The sequence below is a fragment of the Salinicola sp. MIT1003 genome (assembly GCF_001858555.1).
GTDB lineage: Bacteria > Pseudomonadota > Gammaproteobacteria > Pseudomonadales > Halomonadaceae > Salinicola > Salinicola salarius.
Genome location: NZ_MCAP01000022.1, coordinates 162,303 through 186,202, shown reverse-complemented (window position 1 = coordinate 186,202; position 23,900 = coordinate 162,303). Strand labels below are relative to the sequence as shown.

Here is a 23,900-nt window from a genome sequence, read left to right as displayed (position 1 = left end):
CTATCCCAGCCAGGGGAGGATCAAAGCGAAGAGCGGAACGGCAGCGGTCAGGCTATCGATGCGGTCGAGAATGCCACCGTGACCCGGTAGCAGACGACTGGAATCCTTCAGGCCACGAAAGCGCTTGAGCATGCTTTCGAGTAGATCCCCGATGACGGAAATGAACGCGACGACCAGCGCCACGGCCAGCAAGGCCAGCGTCTGACGACTATCGAGCGACAGCCACGCGGCGTAGATGAAGACCAGGATCGCCACGGCTACCCAGCCACCATAGACGCCTTCCCAGGACTTGCCCGGACTGACGTGCGGCGCCAGCTTGCGGCGGCCGAAGCGCCGACCGGAGAAATACGCACCGATGTCTGCCACCCAGACCAGCAGCAGTACGAACAGCAGCCACTCGCTACCGTCCTGCCGCAACTGGTAGAGCCCGACCCAACAAGGCAACAGCACCCAGGCTCCCATGCCCAGGCGCAGCGCCGGCGGCTGCCACTGTTCGGTCTTTTGGGGATAGCGCGAAACCCACCAGGCGTTGATCGACCAGCCAATGGCGCCGATCCATAGTGGCCAACGATCCAGCATCCAATCCGCCCACCAGACAATCGATAGCAACAGCCCGAGACCAGCAGTGTAGAGCAGCCTCGACTTGACGTCATCGAATCCGGCGAGACGCGCCCACTCCCACGCGCCAAGCAGCACCACCAGGGCGGTAAACGTCGCAAAGCCGCCCCCCGACAACCCGAACAGGCCACCGAGTGCCAGAGGCGCCAATACCAGCGCCGTCAATATGCGCTGCTTAAGCACCCTGGGCCTCGATCTGCTGCTGGCTCATGCCGAAACGGCGCTGACGTTGCTGAAAAGTCTCGAGCGCTGCATCGAATGCCGCACCGTCGAAATCGGGCCACAGCTCCGGCGCAAACACGAACTCCGCGTAGGCAAGCTGCCATAACAGGAAATTAGAGATTCGTTGCTCCCCACTGGTGCGAATGCACAGATCGATCGGTGGTTCCTGACTCAGGCATATCTCGCGATCCAGCGCCGTCTCGTCGATGGCATCGGGACTCATCACACCCTCGGCAACCTTGCGCGCCAGGCGCTGTGCTGCGGAAGCGATGTCCCAACGGCCACCGTAATTGGCCGCCACCACGAGATGCATCCCCGTATTGTCGCGGGTCAGTGCTTCGGCACGACTCATCGACTTCTGCAAAGACGACGAGAAACGCTGACGATCGCCAATGATGCTGAGACGAATATCGTTTTCGTGGAGCTTTTTCACCTCGCGCTTGAGCACCAGCATGAAAAGCTCCATCAGCGCGCTGACCTCGGCCGAGGGCCGGCGCCAGTTTTCACTTGAAAAGGCGAAGAGCGTAAGGGTCTCGATACGTTGCTCTGCCGCACGCCGAATGACCGCACGCAGCGATTCGACGCCAGCACGATGTCCTTGCGCGCTGGAAAGCCCTCTGGCGCGCGCCCAGCGATTGTTGCCGTCCATGATGATCGCCACGTGGCGAGGCATCGGCGACATCGCTTGAACGTCACGCGACTGCATGTCTGTCATGATAGCTCGCAAGACAGGTGGACAGTGGCGCCCGACCCCTATCGAGCCCGGACGCCCCGGTCCTCATACCTGCATCAGGTCGTGTTCCTTGGTTTCCAGGAGCCGATCGATTTCAGCGACGTGCTTATCGGTCAGCTTCTGGATTTCCTCTTCACCGCGGCGCTCCTCGTCTTCGTTGATCTCCTTGTCCTTGAGCAACGTCTTGAGGTCGCCATTGGCGTCACGGCGTATGCTGCGGATCGCAACGCGCGCGTTCTCGGCCTCGGCACGCGCCTGCTTGATATAGTTGCGGCGCGTCTCCTCGGTCAACGGCGGCATCGGAACCCGGATCACGTTGCCCGCCGTGGCAGGGTTCAGTCCCAGGTCGGCCATCATGATCGCCTTCTCGACCTTCGGCACCATCGGCCGCTCCCAGGGCGTCACCGCCAGAGTGCGGGCGTCTTCGATCGTGATGTTGGCAACCTGGTTGATCGGCATGTTACTGCCGTAATACTCCACCATCACCGCGTCGAGGATACTCGGGTGTGCCCGCCCCGTGCGGATCTTGTGAAAATTGTTCTGGAGCGCTTCCAGGCTCTTCTTCATGCGCGCGCTAGCGTCTTTCTTGATATCGTCGATCATGTCCTAAACCTCAATCAATCAGCGTGCCTTCTCGCCCACCGACTACCAGATTCAACAGCGCCCCAGGCTTGGTCATGTCGAAGACGCGAACCGGCATGTCATGGTCCCGTACCAGGCAGATGGCGGTCAAATCCATGACGCCAAGCTTCTGGTCCAGCACGTCATCGTAGCCCAAACGCTCGTACTTGACGGCTTCCGGATGCTTGACCGGGTCCTTGTCGTAGACACCATCGACCTTGGTTGCCTTGACCACCACGTTGGCGTCGATCTCGATGCCTCGCAGGCAGGCGGCAGAGTCGGTCGTAAAGAAGGGGTTACCCGTACCGGCGGAGAAGATGACCACGTCACCGGACGTGAGATAGCGAATCGCGGTACGCCGATCATAGTGTTCGACGACACCGCTCATGGGGATTGCCGACATCACCCGCGAACGAATGTTGGAGCGCTCCAGCGCATCGCGCATCGCCAGTGCGTTCATCACCGTGGCCAGCATGCCCATATGATCGCCGGTGACCCGCTCCATGCCCGCCGCATGCAACGCCGCGCCCCGGAACAGGTTGCCGCCGCCGATCACGATCCCGATTTGAACACCGATGCCCACCAGTTGACCAATCTCCAGCGCCATGCGATCGAGCACCTTGGGGTCGATGCCAAAGTCCTGCTCACCGGTCAGCGCCTCACCTGACAGCTTCAGCAATATGCGCTTGTACTTTGACTTATCGCCACGTTCAGGCTTATCGCCACGCTCGTTGGGCTTGTTGGGTCGATCGATGACTTCAGGCATGACGCTTTCTCCTGGTTTGACGAGTCGGGTTCGGCAGGTCATGACAGATGCATTTCTCATCTGCCGGATACGCGATGGCGTGCGCTTTCGCGCACGCCATCGATGAGGCTGGAACCAGGCGATGATACCTGATCCTCAACCCTAGGCATTACAGGAAACTCAGCTGCGACGAGCCTGTTCCATCACTTCCTTGGCGAAGTCGACTTCTTCTTTCTCGATGCCTTCACCGACCTCGAAGCGCGTGAACCCGACGACTTCGCCACCGGCAGCCTTGGCATATGCCGCGACGGTCTGATTCGGATCCTTGACGAACGGCTGCTCGGTCAGGCTGTTTTCCGCCAGATACTTCTTGAGACGGCCCTGGACCATCTTCTCGGCGATTTCCGCCGGCTTGCCTGCCATATCCGGCTGCGCCAGGATGATCGCCTTCTCGCTGTCCAGCTGCGCCTGCGGCATGTCTTCCGGACGCGCGACGACCGGGTTGATCGCGGCCACGTGCATGGAAATGTCCTTGGCCACTTCCGGGTTGCCACCGTTGAGAACGGTCAGCACGCCGATACGGTCACCATGGACGTAGGCACCGACGACGCCGCCTTCCGGTGCTTCAACGACGACCGCACGACGCACGGAGATGTTCTCGCCGATCTTCTGCACCAGCTGGTTGCGGGCGTCTTCCAGTTCACCTTCCATGATCGTGGCGATGTCTTCGGACTTGGTCTCGAAAACCTTGGCCAGAACCTTAGCGGCGAAACCCTTGAAGTTGTCGTCGCGAGAGACGAAGTCGGTTTCCGAATTGACTTCCAGCATCGCGGCGCAGCTGCCGTCTTCGGCGACCTGAGTCAGGATTGCGCCTTCAGCGGCGATACGGCCTGCCTTCTTGGCGGCCTTCAAGCCGGAGTTCTTGCGCAGATCTTCGATCGCACGCTCGATATCGCCGTCGGCTTCGGTCAGTGCTTTCTTGCACTCCATCATGCCGAGACCGGTACGCTCACGCAGTTCCTTGACCAGAGAAGCGCTGATAGCTGCCATGTTCTACCCCTGAGAATCGTGTTTCGTCTGACGAGCGGCGCCAAAGAGCACCGCTCCGGGTGTAAGTGTAAAAAGGGGGCTATAAGCCCCCTTTTATCTGCGCCGAGATCGGCAAACGACTGCCACTCTGCGGGAGCATGCTCAGCGCAGACTCGATGCCGCTTCCCTCTTGCTTACTGGGCGGCGTCGCTCGTCTCACTTGTCTCGCTCACCTCGACGAACTCGTCGGGGCGACCTTCCTTCGCTTTGCCGCAGGCATCGGCGATCGCCTGCACATAGATCTGGATGGCACGGATGGAGTCGTCGTTACCCGGGATGACGTAATCGACGCCGTCCGGATTGGAGTTGGTATCGACCACACCGATCACCGGAATGCCCAGCTTGTTGGCTTCGTTGATCGCGATGCGTTCATGGTCGACGTCGATCACGAACAGCGCATCGGGCAGACCGCCCATGTCCTTGATACCGCCGATGGAGCGTTCGAGCTTGTCCTGCTCGCGAGTCGCCATCAGGACTTCTTTCTTGGTCAGTTTCTCGAACGTGCCGTCTTCGCGCATGGTTTCGAGTTCGCGCAGACGCTTGATCGACTGACGAATGGTCTTGTAGTTGGTCAACATGCCGCCGAGCCAGCGATGGTTGACGAACGGCTGACCCACACGATTGGCTTCTTCCTTGATGATCTTGCTGGCGGAACGCTTGGTGCCGACGAACAGGATCTTGTTGTTGGAAGAGGCCATCTTCTCGACGACGCTCGTCGCTTCCAGCAGTGCCGGCAGCGTGTGCTCGAGGTTGATGATGTGGATCTTGTTACGGGCGCCGAAGATGTACTGACCCATCTTCGGGTTCCAGTAACGAGTCTGGTGACCGAAGTGTGCGCCTGCCTTGAGCAGGTCACGCATATTGACTTGTGCCATGATGACTCCTGAAGAATCGGGTTAGGCCTCCACACACCCCATGGATCCGACCGTTCGGCCAAGCCGTCGCGGCACCCGGGACCATGTGTCGGTGCGTGTGTGTTTTTGATGACGAGGCAATCATGGGAAAGCCCTCGTCGCTACGGGCTCGACTGCCGTGATGGCAACGACATGATGCATATCGCATGCCAGCTTGCCTGCCCCTAAAGACAGGGCAATTGCAGTCGAGCGCGCGGATTTATACCATAGAACGCACGCAAGATGAAGTCGCCGGTCGTCCAACCCTCTCGCCAAGGGTAGCCTCTCATCGACGCCCGAAACGACTCGTCACCCTATCGCCCCTATCGAGAGAGCGCATGAACATTCCACGCAAGACCCCCGAAGAAATCGAGAAAATGCGCGAAGCCGGACGCCAGGCCGCCGCCGTACTGGAAATGATCACGCCACATGTTCGGGCAGGCGTCAGCACCGGCGAACTCGACAAGCTCTGCGATGACTTCGTGGTCCAGGAACTCGGATCGATCTCCGCCTCGCTCAATTACCACGGCTTTCCCAAGTCTATCTGCACCTCGATCAACCACGTGGTCTGTCACGGCATTCCGGACTTCGACAAGAAGCTCAAGAATGGCGACATCATGAACATCGATGTGACCGTGAAGACACCGGACGGTTACCACGGCGACAGCAGCATGATGTTCGTGATCGGCGACACGATCCAGGGCGAACGCCTGTGTCGCATCACTCAGGAGAGCCTATATAAAGGTATCGCCGAGGTTCGACCGGGCGTCAAGCTATCCACCATCGCCCGCGTCATCCAGGCGCACGCCGAGAAAGCCGGCTACTCGGTGGTGCGCGACTTCTGCGGCCACGGCATCGGCGCCGGTTTCCACGAAGAACCGCAGGTGCTGCACTACGACGGCTATGCTCCGGAGGCCGACGTCGAACTCGCCGAAGGCATGTGCCTGACCATCGAGCCGATGCTCAACGCCGGCGGCTATCGCACCAAGGTATTGAAGGATGGCTGGACAGCCGTGACCAAGGACAAGAGCCTGTCTGCACAGTGGGAACACACCCTGCTGGTTACCGCCACTGGCGTGGAAGTCCTGACGGCACGTTCCGACGAAGACTTCAGCTTCCTGGCGTCCTGATCGTCCAGCCAACGCCTCGCCATCGGAGACGCACGTCGCATGCTGCTGCATCACTATCGCTTTCACCCCGACCCGACGCTATTCGATGCAACGGCCTTTCGCGAGGCGCTGGCGCGGGATCGTCAACCGATCCCGCTGTTCAAACAGGCCCTCAGGACGATCCGGGAGCGCCTCGACGAGCGCTTCCGCGCCGGTGCCGACGTACGCGACCTGGTCTACGGTCGCGCCTGGTGCCTGGACCGGTTGCTCGAAATTGCCTGGGAGCGATTCGAGTGGCCGGACGACAACGTCGCGCTCCTCGCCGTCGGCGGTTACGGCCGTGGCGAGTTGCACCCCTACTCCGACATCGACCTGCTGCTGCTGCTCGGCACCGACGATGACACGCCGTATCGCGAGTCGCTGACCAGCTTCATTACCTTCCTCTGGGACATCGGCCTCGAGATCGGCCAGAGCGTACGCTCGCTCAACGACTGCGAACGCGAAGCCCGAGGCGACATCACCGTCATCACCAACCTGCTGGAAACCCGGACGCTGGCGGGGCCGGAAAGTCTGCGCGAGGCGATGCGGGAACGACTGTCGACCCGGCACATGTGGTCATCGGCCACATTTTTCGAGGGCAAGTGGCAGGAGCAGATTACCCGCCACTTCAAGCACAACAACTCCGAGTATCATCTCGAGCCCAACCTCAAGAGCGCGCCAGGCGGGCTGCGCGACATCCAGATGATCGGCTGGGTGGCCAAGCGCCATTTCGGGCCGCTGCGCTACGAGGATGTCGTCGCCCAAGGCTTCATGAACGACGCCGAACTGCGGATTCTGAGCCAGGGCCAGGCCTTCCTGTGGCAGGTGCGCTATGCGCTGCACATGATCGCGGAGCGCGCCGAAGACCGCCTGCTGTTCGATCATCAGCGCGCCCTGGCCAAGCTGTTCGGATACACCGACACGCCGCAGCGTCTCGCGGTCGAGCAGTTCATGAAAGCCTACTATCGCCATGTCACCGCGCTGGCCGGGCTCAACGACATGTTGCTGCAGCATTTCGACGAGGTGATCCTCCACGCGGGCGAGTCGCTCGAGGTCAAGCCGATCAACGCACGCTTCGAGATTCGAGGCGGCTACATCCAGCTGCGCCATCCCAACGTCTTTCTCCACCGCCCCGGCGCGTTGCTGGAGCTGTTCCTGGTGATGGCGCAGCATCCGGAGATCGAAGGCGTGCGTGCCGACACCATCCGTCAGATCCGCGATCACCGCCATCTGATCGACGACGCCTTTCGCGACGACCTGCGCCATCAGAGCCTGTTCATGGAGCTGTTACGCAGCGGCGGCGATGTGCCGACCCAACTCACCCGCATGAACCGCTACGGGGTGCTGGGCAAGTACCTGCCCGAGTTCGGCGAAGCCGTCGGCCTGATGCAGCACGACCTGTTCCACATCTATACCGTCGACGCGCATACGCTGCGTCTCCTGAGCTTTCTCCAGCGCTTCCGCGAGGAACGGGATACCGATGAATACACCGTCGCGATCGACGTGATTCAGAAACTGCCCAAGCTCGAACTGCTGTGGATCGCCGGGCTCTACCACGATATCGGCAAGGGCCGCGGCGGCGATCACTCGGAGCTCGGCGCGATCGACGCCGCCGAATTCTGCCAGCGCCACGCGCTGTCGAACTGGGATACACGCCTGGTCGCATGGCTGGTGGAGCATCATCTGCTGATGTCGAAGACCGCCCAGAAGCGCGACATCTCCGACCCGGACGTGATCCACGCCTTCGCCCGCACGGTGCGCGACGAAACCCATCTCGACTATCTCTACGCACTGACCGTCGCCGACATCAGCGCCACCAACCCGACGCTATGGAACGGATGGCGCGCCTCGCTGATGCGCCAGCTCTACACCGAGACCCGTCGCGTACTGCGTCGGGGGCTCGACAACACCGTCGATCGCCAGGGCTGGGCCAGCGAGACCCGCGAGGAAGCCTCGGGCCTGCTGCGGGCCATCGGCGCCGACATCGCCCGTGTCACCGCACTCTGGCAAACCTTCGGCGAAGACTATTTCCTCCAGTACACGCCCAGCGAAATCGTCTGGCAGACCCAGGGCATTCTCGCCCATCGTGACGATCATCTGCCGCTGATCCTGGTCAGCGCGCCCAGCGAGGACATGACCGAGGGCGGCACCAAGCTGTTCATCCACACCCGTTCGGCCGATGACCTGTTCGCCGCCACGGCCGCCGCCATCGAGCAACTGGGCCTGTCGATCCACGATGCGCGCATCGCCACGTCCAGCGACGACTGGACGCTCAATACCTTCATCCTGCTGGATGACGATGACGAAGCCATTCGCGATCCGGAACGACTGGAAACGATCCGCCGTCATCTGGTCGAGGAACTCGACGACCCGGACGACTATCCGCAGATCGTCAGCCGCCATACCCCGCGACAGCTGAAGCATTTCCGGGTGCCGATCGAGGTCATCATCGAGCAGGATCCCGCCAATGCCCGCACCTCGCTGGAACTGATCGCACCGGACCGCCCGGGGCTGCTGGCTCGCGTCGGACGCATCTTCATGGAACAGAACATCGCCTTGTCGGCGGCCAAGATCGCCACCCTCGGCGAGCGTGTCGAGGACGTCTTCTTCATCACCGACAAGCGCGGCCAGCCGCTGACCGACCCGGAAGCCCAGGCACGCCTGCGCGAGCGCCTGTACGAAGTGCTCGACGTATGACGTGCCAGGCGGACGAGCTGCTAGACGAAGCGACGGCCAGTCATCGTCAATCGACCGGTGCAGGATCGGCGTTGGCTTTCAGCCACGCCTGCATCTGTTCTATTTCTGCCTGTTGGGCCTCGATGATCTTTTGAGCCAGCGCCCGCATCTCCGGGTCATTGCCATACTCCAGCTCGACCTGAGCCATCGCGACCGCCCCCTTGTGATGCGCCAGCATGCCGGTAGCGAAGTCGACATCCGGGTCACCGGTATTCGCCTGCTCCATGTCGTGCTGCATGATCGTCGCCGCCTCGCGATAGGCATCGCCGGCCTCGCTGAGGTCGGCATGGATATCCGAGCCGGAGTGAACCTGGTGATCCCCATTACCGCCACCGGACTGGGCAAAACCACCAACGGCGAAAACCAGCGAGCCAGCCGCCACGAGACCGGCCATCCAGCGCTTTGAAGTCATCATTCGTTATCTCTCCCCAGGGAAAATGCGACACTAGCACCGAGGTGTAACCCACAGGTCAAGCGCGACCTGACGGTTCCGATTATCTCACCGCCCGGGCCGAACCAGCCAAGTTTTCCCGGCCTGTACCCTGCGGCAAACCGGCGCGGTTTGAGCCGCCGTGCGCGGACGCCTATAATCGTCCGCTTCTTCAGAGACGCGCAACGGCCCGCTGCATGACCATCACCGTTTACGGCATCAAGACCTGCGATACCTGCCGCAAGGCCCGACGCCTGCTCGAGGATCAGGGCATCGCCTATCGCTACCACGATCTGCGCGAAGACGGCCTCGAGCCACGGCAACTGGACGCCTTCCTGAGCCAGGCCGACTGGAAAACGCTGCTCAACACCCGCAGCACGACCTGGCGCCAGCTCGATGCCGCGGACAAGCAGCCGCTGGATGCCGAGCGGGCGCGGGCATTGATGCTCGCCAATCCGACATTGATCAAGCGCCCGGTACTGCAAAGCGCAAAGCCCGAAAGCGACGACACGCTGATCGTCGGCTTCGACCCTGCCCGCTACGCAGCGCTGGCGTCCTGAGTGGCCCGGCGCACCTGGTCCACGGCCGTCTCGACGACCCCTTTCGACAACCATCTCGACGACCCCTTTCGAGAACCATCATGAGGAACCTGCGATGCTGAGCTTCGCGCTAGGAATCGGCACTCAGAACAGTCAGGGCGACTGGCTCGAAGTCTACTACCCGGCCCCGCTGCACCAGCCCGACGCCAAGCTCGTCGCCGCTGCACGCCAGGCGCTGGGTGCTGACGAGGCCGAGGAAGTCGTCAGCTTCCTGCCGGAACAGGCAGCCCCCCTGGCCAAGGCCCTGCGCGACGCCGGCGCCACCGATCAGGCCGATATCGCCGAGACCTTCGCCGACGCGCAGCGTCCGCTGGTCGCCGTCTTTCTGAGCGAGGATCATGCGCCGACCAGCGTACCGGAGGTCTATCTCAAGCTGCACTTGCTCTCCCATCGCCTGATCAAGCCTCACGGCACCCAGCTCGATGGCATGTTCGGCCTGCTCAAGAACATCGCCTGGACCAACGAAGGCCCCATCGACGTCGAAGAGCTGCCGGCACGTCGTCTCAAGGCCCGTCTCGCCGGACGCGCGCTCTCCGTGGACTGCGTCGACAAGTTCCCCAAGATGACCGATTACGTCGTGCCCAAGGGTATCCGGATCGGCGATACCGCCCGCGTGCGTCTCGGCGCCCACCTGGGCGAAGGCACCACGGTCATGCACGAAGGTTTCTGCAACTTCAATGCCGGCACCGAAGGTCCGGGTATGGTCGAAGGCCGGATCTCCGCCGGTGTCTTCGTCGGCAAGGGCTCGGACCTGGGCGCCGGCTGCTCGACCATGGGCACGCTCTCGGGCGGCGGCAACGTGGTGATCAAGATCGGCGAGAACTGCCTGATCGGCGCCAACGCCGGCCTTGGCATTCCCCTCGGCGACCGCTGCACTGTCGAAGCGGGCCTCTATGTCACCGCTGGCTCCAAGGTGACCGTGCTCGACGACAAGGGCGAGGCCGTCAAGACCGTCGCCGCCCGTGAACTCGCAGGCCAGGACGACCTTCTGTTCATTCGCCACTCGGTGACCGGGCGCCTGGAGTGCCGCACCAACAAGAGTGCCGTGGCGCTCAACGAATCCCTGCACGCTCACAATTGATCCGGACCGATCGGCCGCCTGCCCTGGAGAACTGCATGCCTAACGCGTCACAGACGACCGCGCCTTCCGACACGCTGGCCCTGGCCCTGGAGCTGCTCAGGCGACCGTCGGTGACGCCGGACGACCATGATTGCCAGGCATTGATGATCGAGCGGCTGGAACGGATCGGCTTTCAGATCGAGCGCATGCCGATCGGCGGCATCGACAACTTCTGGGCTACCCGCGGCCAGCACGGGCCGATGCTCGCCTTTGCCGGCCACACCGATGTCGTACCCAGCGGCCCGGAGAGCGAATGGCAACATCCGCCCTTCGAGCCGTTGATCGACGAGGCGGGCTTTCTCTGCGGTCGGGGTGCCGCCGACATGAAGGGCAGCCTGGCGTCGATGGTGACGGCGGTCGAGCGCTTCGTCGCCGCGCATCCGAATCATCACGGCAGGATCGGTTTCCTAATCACCGCCGATGAAGAAGGGCCAGCGGTACACGGCACTCGCGCGGTCGTCGAACGGCTGCGCGAACGCAATGAGCCGCTGGACTACTGCATCGTCGGCGAGCCCTCCTCTACCAGCCATCTCGGCGACGTGATCAAGAACGGGCGCCGCGGCTCGCTGGGCGGCGTGCTTCGCGTGCGCGGCATTCAGGGTCACGTGGCCTATCCGCACCTGGCCCGCAATCCGATTCATCAGGCGCTGCCGGCCCTGTCCGAGCTGGTGAACGAGTCCTGGGATGCCGGTAACGACTTCTTCCCGGCGACCAGTTTCCAGATCTCCAACCTGCATGCCGGAACCGGCGCGACCAATGTCGTTCCCGGCGAGCTGGAAGTAACGTTCAACTTCCGCTATTCCAGCGAAGTGACGCATCTTCAGCTACGCGAACGGGTCGAGCGGAAGCTCTCCGCTCACGGACTCGACTATCAGATCGACTGGACGCTCAACGGCGAACCATTCCTGACCGCGGCCGGCGAGCTGCTCGAGGCAACCCAGCAGGCCTGCGAGAGCGTCACCGGACACCGGCCGACGCTTTCGACCTCGGGCGGCACGTCGGACGGCCGCTTCATTGCTACACTGGGCACACAGGTAATCGAGCTGGGTCCCGTCAATGCCACTATTCACCAGGTCAACGAACGCATCCGTGCCGACGACCTCGATACCCTGAGCCGCATCTACGAAGTGACACTCGAGCGGCTGTTCACCTGAGGAACCCATGGAGCGTTTTCCTGACATCGAAATCTATCTCGCCATCGCCGACGTCGACACCATCACCCGATGGCTCAGGGCCGCCCTGGGCGATGAGGAGATGACACTGGGCCGCGCCGGCAAGGGGATCTGGCGTGGCAAGGCGGCGGGCGCCGAGCGCGAAATCGGCATCATGCTCGTCGAACGGGCCGCTGACGGCTACGCCAGTCTGTGGTTCGATTGCGATGCCACGCCCTGGCCCAGGGATACCGACTGTGCGCGTGACGCCGCTGGCGAGCTGGGCTGCGAGGCCCGCTGTTCTCTCGGCGGCTGGCAACCTGGCGATGATCCCGATCGCTTCTGGCAAGTCCTGCCGGACGGCAGTGAAAACATCATAGAGTGGCCGGATTCAGGCCGCTAATTACGCCTGGCCGCCGAAACGCGGCCCATCTGACAGGAAGTCATTCGAATGGCGGAATCCAAGCCAGTCATCTATGCCGCCATGGGCGGCAACCTGCTCATCGCGGTGACCAAATTCGTGGCGGCCACCATCACCGGCAGCTCGGCGATGCTATCCGAAGGCATCCATTCGGTGGTGGATACCGGCAACCAGATTCTGCTGCTGCTGGGCATGAAGCGCGCCAAACGGCCCCCGAGCCCCCAGTTCCCCTTCGGCCACGGCAAGGAAATCTACTTCTGGAGTTTCGTGGTCGCGCTGCTGATCTTTGCGATCGGCTCCGGTGTCTCCCTGTACGAAGGGGTGATACATATCCTGCATCCCGAGCCGATCGAGTCGCCGCTGGTCAACTATGTCGTGCTGGGCCTGGGCATTCTGTTCGAAGGCGCCTCCTGGGCCTTCGCGCTCAACGAGTTTCGCAAGACCAAGGGCAAATGGGGCTACGTCGAGGCCGTACATCGCGGCAAGGACCCCTCGATGTTCGTGGTGATCTTCGAGGATTCGGCGGCACTGCTGGGTCTGATGGTCGCCCTGGCCGGCGTGGCGCTGTCGCAGTGGACCGGCATTCTGCTGTTCGACGGCATCGCCTCGGTCATCATCGGCCTGCTGCTGGGCGGCACCGCGATCTGGCTGGCCAAGGAAACCAAGAGCCTGTTGATCGGCGAAAGCGCTAACCAGAATGTGGTCGAAAACATCCGGCAACTGGCGGGGAGCGCCGATGGCGTCGAGGGCGTCAATGAAGTGCTGACCATGCACATGGGGCCCAATTTCATCCTGGTCAACCTCAGCGTCCGCTTCGCTCGAAGCGCTACCGCAGAGCAGATCGAGCGAACCATCGTCAGGCTCGACCGCGAGATCAAGCAGGCCCACGACAGCGTCAAGCGCGTGTTCGTCGAGGCCGAGGCCCGGGCCGGGGTCGACGAGATACCGCCGGAATCCCACGCCAGCAGTTGATCCAGTAAAAAAATACCCCTCGAGGCTTTGCCTCGGAGGGGTATCGATCGTTCAACTGCCGGCTCAGGTGATGACGGTCACGTCATCCGCCTGCAATCCACGATCGTTCTCGATCACGTGGTAACGCACTTTCTGCCCCTCGGCCAGGGTCCGATGCCCCTTGCCGCGAATCGCGCGGAAATGCACGAAGACATCCTCGCCATCGGCTCGGGTGATGAAGCCATAGCCTTTGTTGACGTTGAACCACTTGACCTCGCCCAGCTCACGGTCGTCGTTTTCGACATCGGCGAGCATGGCTGCAGTGACCGCTTTCGGGGTCGCTGGCGCCAGCAGCGCCATGGCCAGAGTACCCAGCCACAGTACGATGAAGACGGCGATTACCGTAGCAGCGTACATGGCCGAGACGCCTTCCACGTTCAAGAACCAGGTCAGGTCGGTTGCCAACATGCTACTGATCAGCGTAATCAAGAGACCAATCAGCAATGGCGAGGGTATCGAAAGGAGTAGACTGATCAGCGTACAACGCAGAATTACCTTGCTATTCATGGATTCTCATATCTCTAGACGTCGGAACAAGGAAAACGCCCTGCTCTTGACCTCGAGCAGGGACGGTTTTTCTTACCTGATATCATCAACTTACTTACTAACTAACCTATTGTTGCCACTAACTACCCTAACTAAAGGTGCCGTGAATGAAAGATGACACACAGCCTTGGAAGTCTAACACGGTAGAGCCGACCTCGCGCATGTCCCTGGAAGCGCGTCTCGATGCACTGGAGAGCCGCGTGGCGTTCCAGGACGATTGGCTGGAAACGCTCGACAGGTTGGTCAGGGAACAGGCAAGCGAACTGGAAAAGCTCACCCGTCTCAATCAGTTGATGCGTGAACGACTCAGCGAGCAGCGTCAGGCGATCGATGAGCTGGGAGGAGATGTGCCACGCCCCGAGGACGAACTGCCACCCCATTACTAAAGCCACGAGCCACGAGCCACGAGCCACGAGCTCAGGATGCAGCAGCTCCTAAACGCAAACATGCCAGCGACGATATGGTCCGTCGCTGGCATGCTTCGTTCGAGGATTTTGTCCTTTCTTTCAGCCCATCTCTTCCCGGCACGCAGTGTCGCTCTTCACACGCCGGGCGAAGGCCGGCTTACAAATCGTCCAGGAATCGCTCCGCATCGAGCGCCGCCATGCAGCCACTGCCTGCGGAAGTGATGGCCTGACGATAGACATGGTCCATGACATCACCCGCCGCGAATACGCCGGGGACGCTCGTCGCCGTGGCGTTACCTTCCAGCCCGGACTGAACACGGATGTAACCGTTGGCCATGTCGAGCTGGCCTTCGAAGATACCGGTATTCGGCGTATGGCCAATGGCGATGAACACGCCCATGGCGTCGAGCTGCTTGGTTTCGCCGCTCAGCGTGGAACGCAACCGTACACCGGTAACGCCGCTGCCGTCACCCAGCACCTCGTCGAGGGTGTGATTCCACTCGATCGCCATGTTGCCGTTCTCGACCTTTTCGTGCAGACGATCCTGCAGGATCTTCTCGCCGCGAAGGCTATCGCGTCGATGAACCAGCGTGACTTTCGACGCGATATTGGAAAGATAGAGCGCCTCTTCCATTGCCGTGTTGCCGCCACCGACCACGACGACATGCTGGTTACGGTAGAAGAATCCATCACAGGTCGCACAGGCGGAAACGCCCTGCCCCATGAACTGCTGTTCCGAAGGCAGCCCCAGATATCGGGCGCTGGCACCGGTGGCAATGATCAGCGCATCGCAGGTGTAGGTGCCGTTGTCTCCCTTGAGCGTGAACGGCTTCTCGCGCAGCTCGACCTCATTGATGTGATCGAACAGCACTTCCGTCTGGAAACGCTCCGCATGCTTGCGCATGCGCTCCATCAGCTCGGGACCCTGGACACCTTCATCGTCGCCCGGCCAGTTGTCGACGTCGGTGGTCGTGGTCAACTGCCCGCCGGCCTGCATGCCCGTGATCAGCAACGGCTTGAGATTCGCCCGCGCGGCATAGACGGCGGCCGTGTAACCGGCCGGCCCGGAGCCCAGAATAATCAAACGTTCGTGGCGCGCGTCGCTCATGACTACCTCGATTCAATCAACGATTTGGTTGGCGTATATCGATACTCAACGTCCTGTGGCATGGCTCCGCTATCGAGTCACGCCCGCAGCCGGGTCATGCCACAGGACACTGCAATCGGCGAAATGATACCAGAAACGACAAAGGCGGCCCGTCGGGCCGCCTTCGATGATCACGCCGCTTACAGGTTGCCGGCGTGAGTGCCCAGGTACTTGGCCACGCCTTCGGCGGTGTCCTTCATACCTTCCTGGCCTTCTTCCCAGCCTGCCGGGCAGACTTCGCCGTGAGTCTGGTGATACTTGAGCGCCTTGACCATGCGCAGCATCTCGTCGACGTTACGGCCCAGCGGCAGGTTGTTGACGGTCTGGTGCTGGACGACGCCATCTTCGTCGATCAGGAAAGAGGCGCGCAGTGCGACACCGGCTTCCGGATGTTCGATGCCGTAGGCCTGGCAGATCTCGTGCTTGACGTCGGCCACGACCGGGAAGCCGACTTCACCGATGCCGCCAGCGTCCGGAGACGTCTTGCGCCATGCGTGGTGCGTGTACTGCGAATCGATGGAGGCACCGATCACTTCGACGCCGAGTTCCTTGAACTTCGCCAGACGATTGTCATGGGCGATGATTTCGGACGGGCAGACGAAGGTGAAATCCAGCGGCCAGAAGAACAGCACGCGCAGCTTGCCGTTGCTGTCGGACAGGCGGAAATCGTCCTTGATTGAACCGTCAGGCATTACGGCTGCGGCTTCGAAATCCGGGGCTTGGCGTCCTACGAGTACGCTCATGAACATCTCCTGTCGTGGTTTATCGTGAGGTTACGAATTTTGAGCGACTAGACTAATGGCTAATCACTCATACTCCAATTTAATTGCCGCAATTGAACGCATAGCAATTGACTATCAATGCTTTGCGATATCGCTATCAAGCTCTTTCACACCACATCGTCGTCACTGGCCAGGGTGACGGCTGCCAGCTCACCTGTGTGCGTCGTTTCCACCACGACATGAATCGGCTGGCAGCAGACCACGCAATCCTCCCAGGTGTCATAGCCACCCGCACTCACATCCAGCAACAGCGAAAAAGGCGCGTCGCAATACGGACAGTGAACCGGCCAATCAACGATCGTCTCCTGTGGCATGAGCAACCTTTCGAAACGTGGGTGGTGTCCACAGGCTCCTGAGCAGGTAGCGCTGCAGAGTGTGGCGGCACGGACTACGCTGAAACTGGTGGCAACGACAGGCATTTTCAAGACCGTGCCGGACGACTACACCGGACGATAGTCTCGAAGCCTCCGATTGAAAATGCATGTTATCGTGCCCATGATTATTGTCGACAACCCAATTCGTCCGGCAATGCGGTGCAATCGCTTGCCGGGTCGCTAAATGACCGAGCGATTTCGTTCGGCATGGCGAAACGGACTGGCAGCGATCCGATAGAAGAGCGGTGTACTGACACCCCATCGACAGGCGCCCGGCGGCCAAAAAGCAGAAAAGGCCGACGTATCGCCGTTAAGGAACCGGACAGGCTCGCTGGCGCCGAGTATCAGGCCCAGCCGCCGCCACGAGGAGGACCACCCTGATGTCTACAGACCCGAGTCATACGCTGGCGACGCTCGACGTCAAAGGCACCACCTTTCACTACTACAGCCTGCCCAAGGCGGCCGAGACGCTCGGTAACATCGACAAGCTGCCGATGACGCTCAAGGTGCTGCTGGAAAACCAGCTGCGCTATGCCGACGACCCCACCGTGGCGAAGGAAGACATCCAGGCGTTGGCCGACTGGCTCAAGGAAGGCAGGTCGACTCGCGAGATCGGCTATCGCCCGGCGCGCGTATTGATGCAAGACTTCACCGGCGTCCCCGGCGTGGTCGATCTGGCCGCCATGCGTGACGCGGTCAAGAAGCTGGGCGCCAAGGCCGATCGCATCAACCCGCTTTCGCCAGTCGATCTGGTCATCGACCACTCGGTGATGGTCGACCACTTCGGCGACGCCTCCGCGTTCAAGGACAACGTCGCCATCGAGATGGAGCGCAACCGCGAGCGCTACGAATTCCTGCGCTGGGGCCAGAACGCGTTCGATAATTTCCGCGTCGTGCCGCCGGGTACCGGCATCTGCCACCAGGTCAACCTGGAATACCTCGGCAAGACGGTGTGGACCAAGGAAGTCGACGGCAAGACCTACGCCTTCCCGGACACGCTGGTCGGTACCGACTCCCATACCACCATGATCAACGGCCTGGGCATTCTCGGCTGGGGCGTTGGCGGTATCGAAGCCGAAGCGGCAATGCTCGGCCAGCCCGTCTCGATGCTGATCCCGGAAGTGGTCGGCTTCAAGCTGACCGGCAAGCTCAACGAAGGCATCACCGCCACCGATCTGGTGCTGACCGTCACCCAGATGCTGCGCAAGAAAGGCGTCGTGGGCAAATTCGTCGAATTCTACGGCGATGGCCTCGATGACCTGCCGCTGGCGGACCGCGCCACCATCGCCAACATGGCGCCCGAATACGGCGCGACCTGCGGCTTCTTCCCGGTCGACGACGAGACGCTCAACTACCTGCGCCTGACCGGCCGCGACGAGGAACAGATCGAACTGGTCAAGGCTTACACCCAGGCCCAGGGCCTGTGGCGTCAGCCGGGCGCCGAGCCGACTTTCACCGATGCGCTCCATCTCGACATGGGCGAGGTCGAAGCGTCCATGGCCGGCCCCAAGCGTCCGCAGGACCGCGTCGCCCTGACCGACCTGAAAGCCACGTTCGAAAGCTTGATGAACGGCGACAAACCGGACGCTTCCAAGGAAGAGCAAGGCAAGTGGATGTCCGAAGGCGGCGATACCGCGGTAGGTGCTCCGCCTGCCGATGGCGAAGCCTACCGGACCGGCCGTGACTATCGCACCGGCGACAGCCAGGATGTGGAGTACGAGGGCGAGACGTTCTCTCTCAACCATGGTGCCGTGGTGATCGCCGCCATCACCTCCTGCACCAACACCTCCAACCCCAGCGTGATGATGGCGGCCGGCCTGTTGGCACGCAAAGCCCATGAAAAGGGCCTGACCACCAAACCCTGGGTCAAGACTTCGCTCGCCCCCGGCTCCAAGGTAGTGACCGACTACCTGGCCGCTGGCGGCGTTCAGGATGATCTCGACGCACTGGGCTTCAACCTGGTCGGCTACGGCTGCACGACCTGTATCGGCAACTCCGGCCCGCTGCCCGAGCCGATCGAGAAGGCCGTCAATGCCGGCGATCTTACCGTCGCCTCGGTGCTCTCCGGCAACCGCAACTTCGAAGGTCGCGTCCATCCGCTGGTGAAGACCAACTGGCTCGCATCGCCGCCCCTGGTGGTCGCTTATGCGCTGGCCGGCAACGTGCGCAAGGATCTCACCAAGGAACCGCTGGGCAAGGACCCGCAGGGCAACGACGTCTATCTGAAGGACATCTGGCCCTCCCAGGCCGAGATCGCCGAGGCGGTCGAAAAGGTCAAGACCGAGATGTACCGCAAAGAGTATGCCGAGGTCTTCGACGGCGACGAGATCTGGCAGTCGATCGAGTTCCCCGAGAGCGAGGTCTATGCCTGGTCCGAGGACTCCACCTACATCCAGCACCCGCCCTTCTTCGAAGGCATGGACAAGGAGCCGAAGCCGGTCGAGGACATCACGAACGCCCGCGTTCTGGCCAAGCTTGGCGACTCCGTCACCACCGATCATATTTCGCCGGCCGGCTCGATCAAGCCAGATAGCCCCGCAGGCAAGTATCTGCAGGAGCACGGCGTGGCGGTGAAGGATTTCAACTCCTACGGCTCGCGTCGCGGCAACCACGAAGTGATGATGCGTGGCACTTTCGCCAACGTGCGTATTCGCAACGAGATGCTGGAGAACGTCGAAGGCGGCTACACCCGTCACGTGCCCAGCGGCGAGCAGATGTCGATCTACGATGCGGCGATGAAGTATGCCGAAGACGACACGCCGCTGGTGGTGATCGCCGGCAAGGAGTACGGCACCGGCTCCTCCCGTGACTGGGCTGCCAAGGGTACGCGCCTGCTCGGCGTTCGCGCCGTTCTGACCGAGTCCTACGAGCGTATCCACCGCTCCAACCTGATCGGCATGGGCGTGCTGCCGCTGCAGTTCCCCGAAGGGGAAAGCCGCGAAACGCTGGGCCTGACCGGCGACGAGACCCTCTCCATCGAAGGACTGGCGGACCTCACTCCCGGCGGCAACGTCAAGGTGACCATCGCCAGCGACAAGGGCGAGAAGAAGATCGACGCGCTCTGCCGCATCGATACCGCCAACGAGCTGGAGTACTACCGCCACGGCGGCATCCTCCACTACGTGCTGCGCAGCATGCTGTAAATCCGCCTCGAGCGGTCAAGCAAGTCGCGAACGAAGCCCCACCGACCGGTGGGGCTTTTTCGTGTCGGGTCACAGGCAAGCCGCTTTGCCGCCATTGACGTTGCGGTACCTCGCGGGGTCCGGTTCGGCGCCTTGCCAACGGCTCGCTTGCAATAAAAACACCCCGAAGGCTGATTTGGCATCCAGCTTTCGGGGTGCAGTTCATCGAGGCGGGCTCGATAGGTCTTTCAGTGGCGCTGACCTAGAACTCGCTCCACTCCTCCTCGGTCGCAACAGAGCGCGCGCTCGTCTTCGGTTTGCGCGACGGGGCCGGCAAAGAAGACTGCGGGATATCGGCCAGACTAGCCGTCGTGGCCGGAGCGGCAGCACCGTTGACCCGGAACGTGGCAATCAGCTTCGCCAAATGCTTGGCCTGGCTCTCGAGCGAGGCAGCCGCGGCACTCGTCTGCTCGACGAGAGACGCGTTCTGCTGGGTCACCGAGTCCATCTGCGTCACTGCCACGTTGATCTGGTCGATACCGCTATTCTGCTCGCGCGTCGCCGTAGCGATTTCATTCATCAGCGCAGATACCTGGCGAATCGCATCCACGGTCTCGTTGATGGTCTGTCCGCTGCGCTCTGCCTGCTCGGCGCCGACTTCGATCTTGGATGTGGTCTCCTCGATCATGGTGCGGATCTCTTTGGCGGAATCAGCGCTACGGCTGGCCAGCAACCGCACTTCGCTGGCGACCACCGCGAAGCCACGCCCCTGCTCGCCGGCGCGAGCCGCTTCGACGGAAGCATTCAGCGCCAGAATGTTGGTCTGGAACGCGATGGAGTCGATAACGCCGATGATTTCCTGGATCTTACGGGAACTCGCCGCGATTTCACGCATCAGGTCCGCAGTGCGCTGAACTTCCTTGCCCCCTGTTTCGGCGGCCTGCGAAGCACTGGAGGAGAGGCGATCGGCTTCAATGGCCGAATCGGTATTCTGGCGCACGGTGGAGGCCATCTGCTCCATGCTCGAGGCCGTTTCCTGGAGTGCGGAGGCCTGCTCTTCGGTGCGCGTCGATAGATTCTGACTGCCGCTTGCAATCTCGCCGGCACCGGTGAAGACACTATCGCTGCTGCTACGCAGGGACAGCACCAACTCGCTCAGCTTGACCTGCATGTTCTTCAGCGCGCCGAACAGCCTGCCGATCTCATTGGTTCCGCGATTCTCGATCTCGGCTGTCAGGTCGCCGTTGGCTATACGGTCGAAGTGATCGACGGCTTCCTGCAGCGGGTTCACGACGGTTCGAATCATCGCGATACGCACGAGCAACGCGGCGACCAGCGCCAGCAGGAGCAGCGCGATGGATACGATTTCCACGATCAGGGTCGACTGGGCGTCGTTGGCGATCAGCTCATCGCCCCGTTCCTCGACATAGCGGACGAACGCACGGGACGCCTCATCGAAAGCGGCGAAATTATCGTCGAGACGTTGCTCTTCACGCCTGATCTCGTCCGGATCGCTGTTTGCCAGCAGAGGTTGCAACGTCTGTGGAACCAACTCCGTATACGCGGCATTGATCGCATCGACATAGGGATCGCGGCGGCTGTCCTGGCTCGTAGGGACTCGCTGGAACTCGGCATACCGTTCCATCGCCCTGGCGAGCGCATCCTGAGCGCGCTGCTGCATCGCCAAGGCGTCTTCATCACTGGTCTGGCTGAGAACAGCGGCTTTCTCCAGCATGATCCTTACGCCGAGCAGATTGACCTGTGTGCGGTTCAGTGTATTGGTCTGCTCAATATTGATTTCTGATAGCTCGTCTATCACGTCCGAACTGGTGCTGTTGGAGTAGAACCCTACCCCACTGATTGCTCCAATCATTGCCACCAGCACGGCTAGAGCCAGCGTCAGGCTTCTTCTGACAGATAGGTTCTTCATTTTCGCCTCGTCTCACCATGCATGCATGCACGCAAGCGCCAATCGCATGCTTGAGTTACTCCTATCGGCATCAGTACTAGAAAAATAAGCCCCACTTCAAAATAATTCAGCATGCCTCGGGGAGGCAGGTGCTGACTTCGCTCACGCTGCCTACCACCTGCACTGCGCTGCTCGTCGTGCCCGCTCCTTAAAAAAACACCCCGAAGGTCGGACTGAGTGTCCGACTTTCGGGGTGCAATCGTCAGCGGCCCGACTTCTGAAGGGCGCTACTATCAGATCGAGCGACGGCGATACTGACGGTAACGCGGATACCAGAAGTGACCATGAATCGCGTCCCACAGGACTTCGTCGCTGGAAGAGAGCGCGACGCCATCCTTCTGGGCCTGCTTGCCGACGGCGAAGGCGATCGCCTGGCTGATCTCGCGGATATCGCCCAGCGCCGGCAGCAGTGCGCCTTCACCGGTCTTGACGATCGGCGCGCTGTCGGCGAGCGCATTGGAGGCCGCCATCAGCATGTTGTCGGTGACGCGTGTCGCATTGGCCGCAATCACGCCGAGGCCGATACCCGGGAAGATATAGGAGTTGTTGCACTGGGCGATGGGAATCGTGCGCCCATTGATCTCGACAGGCGGGAACGGGCTGCCCGTCGCCACCATCGCCTGGCCGTTGGTCCATTCCAGCACGTCCTGCGGCACCGCTTCGACCTTGGAGGTCGGATTGGAGAGCGGCATGACCAGCGGATTCTCGCAGTTGGCGTTGAGGGTCTTGATCACCTCCTCGGTGAACAGCCCGCGCTGACCAGAGACGCCGATCAGGATCGTCGGCTTGACGTTGCGAATCACGTCGATCAACTGACGCGCATCGCCATCGAAGCTCAACTCGGCGGGATCGTGTGCCAGACGCTGCTGGAAGCTGTGAAGCCCTTCCATGTCACTGGTCAGCAGGCCGTCCTTGTCGACCATGAAGATCCGCTTGCGCGCTTCGGCTTCCGAGAGCCCTTCGCGGGTCATCGCCACCACGATTTGCTCGGCGATCCCGCAACCGGCGGAGCCCGCGCCGGCAAAGGTGATCGTCTGCTCGCTGAGTCTGGCATTCTTGGCTTTGCACGAGGCCAGCAACGTCGCCACGCAGACCGAGGCCGTACCCTGGATATCGTCGTTGAAGCAGCACAGCTCGTCACGATAACGCTCCAGCAACGGCATGGCATTGGTCAGGGCGAAGTCCTCGAACTGCAGCAGAACGTTCGGCCAGCGACGCTTGAGCGCTTCCATGAACAGCGTGATGAACTCCGCATACTCGTCCGGCGATACACGCTGGTGGCGCCACCCCATGTACATCGGGTCATCGAGCAGCTTCTGATTGTTGGTCCCCACATCCAGCGTGATCGGCAGCGTGTAGGCCGGGCTGATGCCGCCACAGGCGGTGTAGAGCGACAGCTTGCCGATCGGAATGCCCATGCCGCCGATACCCTGGTCGCCCAGGCCAAGGATGCGCTCGCCGTCGGTCACGACGATTACCCGCACCTTGTCCTTGGTCGCGCTACGCAGGATGTCGTCCATGCGGTGACGATCGGGATAGGAGATGAACAGGCCGCGATGGTTGCGATAGATGTTGGAAAACTCTTCGCACGCCTCCCCCACCGTCGGGGTGTAGATGATCGGCAGCATCTCTTCGAGATGCTCTTCTAGCAGGCGGAAGAACAGCGTCTCGTTGTCGTCCTGAATCGCTCGCAGGTAGATATGCTTGTCGAGGTTGTTCTGACACAGCGTGTACTGGTGGTAGGCGCGCTCGAGCTGCTCTTCGATGCTCTCGACGTTCTGCGGCAACAGCCCCACCAGATTGAACTCGATACGTTCTTCGTTGGTGAAGGCACTACCCTTGTTGAGCAGCGGCGTTTCCAGCAGCGAAGGTCCAGCGTAAGGAATGTAAAGCGGGCGCTTGGCGTGATCGGACATGAATCGACTCTCGCGGTAACCAACGAATGAAACGCGCCTGTCGGACGGGCGAGCTCACCGGTCGTTGGTGCAGGCCCGATGGCGCATTGTCGTTATCGCC

22 protein-coding genes are annotated in these 23,900 nt (G+C 61.5%); 9 read left to right on the top strand and 13 right to left on the bottom strand.

Annotated elements, in window-relative coordinates:
- The 6 genes from BC443_RS10690 to rpsB all read right to left on the bottom strand — a co-directional run bounded on the left by BC443_RS10690 (window position 1) and on the right by rpsB (window position 4,903).
- On the bottom strand, window positions 1-801 hold the full coding sequence (locus BC443_RS10690; RefSeq protein ID WP_071231815.1) for a phosphatidate cytidylyltransferase: 801 nt from the start codon (window positions 799-801) through the stop codon (window positions 1-3).
- Window positions 794-1,555: a polyprenyl diphosphate synthase gene (uppS, locus tag BC443_RS10685; RefSeq protein ID WP_071231814.1), complete on the bottom strand. Its 762-nt coding sequence runs from the start codon at window positions 1,553-1,555 to the stop codon at window positions 794-796. The genes BC443_RS10690 and uppS overlap by 8 nt, the downstream gene beginning before the upstream one ends.
- 63 nt (window positions 1,556-1,618) lie before the next feature.
- Complete coding sequence (frr, locus tag BC443_RS10680) at window positions 1,619-2,176, bottom strand: ribosome recycling factor (protein WP_071231813.1); 558 nt, start codon at window positions 2,174-2,176, stop codon at window positions 1,619-1,621.
- 10 nt (window positions 2,177-2,186) lie between these two features.
- Window positions 2,187-2,960: a UMP kinase gene (gene pyrH / locus BC443_RS10675; protein ID WP_071231812.1), complete on the bottom strand. Its 774-nt coding sequence runs from the start codon at window positions 2,958-2,960 to the stop codon at window positions 2,187-2,189.
- Window positions 2,961-3,119: 159 nt separating this feature from the next.
- Window positions 3,120-3,989: a translation elongation factor Ts gene (tsf, locus tag BC443_RS10670; RefSeq protein WP_071231811.1), complete on the bottom strand. Its 870-nt coding sequence runs from the start codon at window positions 3,987-3,989 to the stop codon at window positions 3,120-3,122.
- A 173-nt stretch (window positions 3,990-4,162) separates the two neighbouring features.
- Window positions 4,163-4,903 (bottom strand): 30S ribosomal protein S2, encoded by a 741-nt coding sequence (gene rpsB, locus BC443_RS10665; RefSeq protein WP_071231810.1) that lies wholly within the window; start codon window positions 4,901-4,903, stop codon window positions 4,163-4,165.
- 356 nt (window positions 4,904-5,259) lie between these two features.
- Here rpsB and map point away from each other — a divergent pair, with 356 nt between their 5' ends.
- Both map and BC443_RS10655 read left to right on the top strand, forming a co-directional pair.
- Entirely contained in the window at window positions 5,260-6,051 is a 792-nt protein-coding gene (gene map, locus BC443_RS10660; RefSeq protein WP_071231809.1) for a type I methionyl aminopeptidase, read from the top strand.
- 39 nt (window positions 6,052-6,090) lie between these two features.
- The gene (locus tag BC443_RS10655; protein ID WP_071231808.1) at window positions 6,091-8,766 is read left to right on the top strand and encodes a [protein-PII] uridylyltransferase; all 2,676 of its coding nucleotides are present in this window, start codon (window positions 6,091-6,093) and stop codon (window positions 8,764-8,766) included.
- Window positions 8,767-8,812: 46 nt separating this feature from the next.
- Here the strand turns inward: BC443_RS10655 and BC443_RS19220 are convergent, their stop codons facing one another.
- Entirely contained in the window at window positions 8,813-9,220 is a 408-nt protein-coding gene (locus BC443_RS19220) for a DUF305 domain-containing protein (protein WP_277354940.1), read from the bottom strand.
- Window positions 9,221-9,432: 212 nt separating this feature from the next.
- Here BC443_RS19220 and BC443_RS10645 point away from each other — a divergent pair, with 212 nt between their 5' ends.
- The 5 genes from BC443_RS10645 to BC443_RS10625 all read left to right on the top strand — a co-directional run bounded on the left by BC443_RS10645 (window position 9,433) and on the right by BC443_RS10625 (window position 13,498).
- The gene (locus BC443_RS10645) at window positions 9,433-9,795 is read left to right on the top strand and encodes an ArsC family reductase (protein WP_071231807.1); all 363 of its coding nucleotides are present in this window, start codon (window positions 9,433-9,435) and stop codon (window positions 9,793-9,795) included.
- Window positions 9,796-9,889: 94 nt separating this feature from the next.
- Window positions 9,890-10,915: a 2,3,4,5-tetrahydropyridine-2,6-dicarboxylate N-succinyltransferase gene (gene dapD, locus BC443_RS10640; protein ID WP_071231806.1), complete on the top strand. Its 1,026-nt coding sequence runs from the start codon at window positions 9,890-9,892 to the stop codon at window positions 10,913-10,915.
- 35 nt (window positions 10,916-10,950) lie between these two features.
- Window positions 10,951-12,108, top strand: coding sequence for a succinyl-diaminopimelate desuccinylase (gene dapE / locus BC443_RS10635; RefSeq protein ID WP_071231805.1), 1,158 nt, complete (start codon window positions 10,951-10,953; stop codon window positions 12,106-12,108).
- A 7-nt stretch (window positions 12,109-12,115) separates the two neighbouring features.
- Entirely contained in the window at window positions 12,116-12,508 is a 393-nt protein-coding gene (locus BC443_RS10630) for a hypothetical protein (protein WP_071231804.1), read from the top strand.
- 48 nt (window positions 12,509-12,556) lie between these two features.
- Window positions 12,557-13,498, top strand: coding sequence for a cation diffusion facilitator family transporter (locus tag BC443_RS10625; protein ID WP_071231803.1), 942 nt, complete (start codon window positions 12,557-12,559; stop codon window positions 13,496-13,498).
- A 63-nt stretch (window positions 13,499-13,561) separates the two neighbouring features.
- On the opposite strand, the gene BC443_RS19215 is transcribed toward BC443_RS10625, so the two are convergent.
- Window positions 13,562-14,044 (bottom strand): cold shock domain-containing protein, encoded by a 483-nt coding sequence (locus BC443_RS19215; protein WP_071231802.1) that lies wholly within the window; start codon window positions 14,042-14,044, stop codon window positions 13,562-13,564.
- Window positions 14,045-14,190: 146 nt separating this feature from the next.
- Here BC443_RS19215 and BC443_RS10615 point away from each other — a divergent pair, with 146 nt between their 5' ends.
- Entirely contained in the window at window positions 14,191-14,469 is a 279-nt protein-coding gene (locus tag BC443_RS10615; RefSeq protein ID WP_348769672.1) for a SlyX family protein, read from the top strand.
- Window positions 14,470-14,647: 178 nt separating this feature from the next.
- On the opposite strand, the gene trxB is transcribed toward BC443_RS10615, so the two are convergent.
- The 3 genes from trxB to BC443_RS10600 form a co-directional block, all read right to left on the bottom strand.
- Window positions 14,648-15,598 (bottom strand): thioredoxin-disulfide reductase, encoded by a 951-nt coding sequence (gene trxB, locus BC443_RS10610; protein ID WP_071231800.1) that lies wholly within the window; start codon window positions 15,596-15,598, stop codon window positions 14,648-14,650.
- Between the two features lie 179 nt (window positions 15,599-15,777).
- Window positions 15,778-16,380 carry a peroxiredoxin gene (locus tag BC443_RS10605; protein ID WP_071231799.1) on the bottom strand — a complete coding sequence of 201 codons (603 nt, stop codon included), beginning with the start codon at window positions 16,378-16,380 and terminating at the stop codon, window positions 15,778-15,780.
- A gap of 146 nt (window positions 16,381-16,526) precedes the next feature.
- Complete coding sequence (locus BC443_RS10600) at window positions 16,527-16,733, bottom strand: CPXCG motif-containing cysteine-rich protein (protein ID WP_071231798.1); 207 nt, start codon at window positions 16,731-16,733, stop codon at window positions 16,527-16,529.
- A 440-nt stretch (window positions 16,734-17,173) separates the two neighbouring features.
- Between BC443_RS10600 and acnA the strand changes: the two genes are divergently transcribed.
- The gene (gene acnA, locus BC443_RS10595) at window positions 17,174-19,936 is read left to right on the top strand and encodes an aconitate hydratase AcnA (RefSeq protein ID WP_071231797.1); all 2,763 of its coding nucleotides are present in this window, start codon (window positions 17,174-17,176) and stop codon (window positions 19,934-19,936) included.
- A gap of 241 nt (window positions 19,937-20,177) precedes the next feature.
- On the opposite strand, the gene BC443_RS10590 is transcribed toward acnA, so the two are convergent.
- Together BC443_RS10590 and BC443_RS10585 are read right to left on the bottom strand one after the other, a co-directional pair.
- Entirely contained in the window at window positions 20,178-21,845 is a 1,668-nt protein-coding gene (locus BC443_RS10590) for a methyl-accepting chemotaxis protein (RefSeq protein ID WP_071231796.1), read from the bottom strand.
- A 272-nt stretch (window positions 21,846-22,117) separates the two neighbouring features.
- The gene (locus BC443_RS10585) at window positions 22,118-23,800 is read right to left on the bottom strand and encodes an NAD-dependent malic enzyme (RefSeq protein ID WP_071231795.1); all 1,683 of its coding nucleotides are present in this window, start codon (window positions 23,798-23,800) and stop codon (window positions 22,118-22,120) included.
- Window positions 23,801-23,900 lie beyond the last annotated feature (100 nt).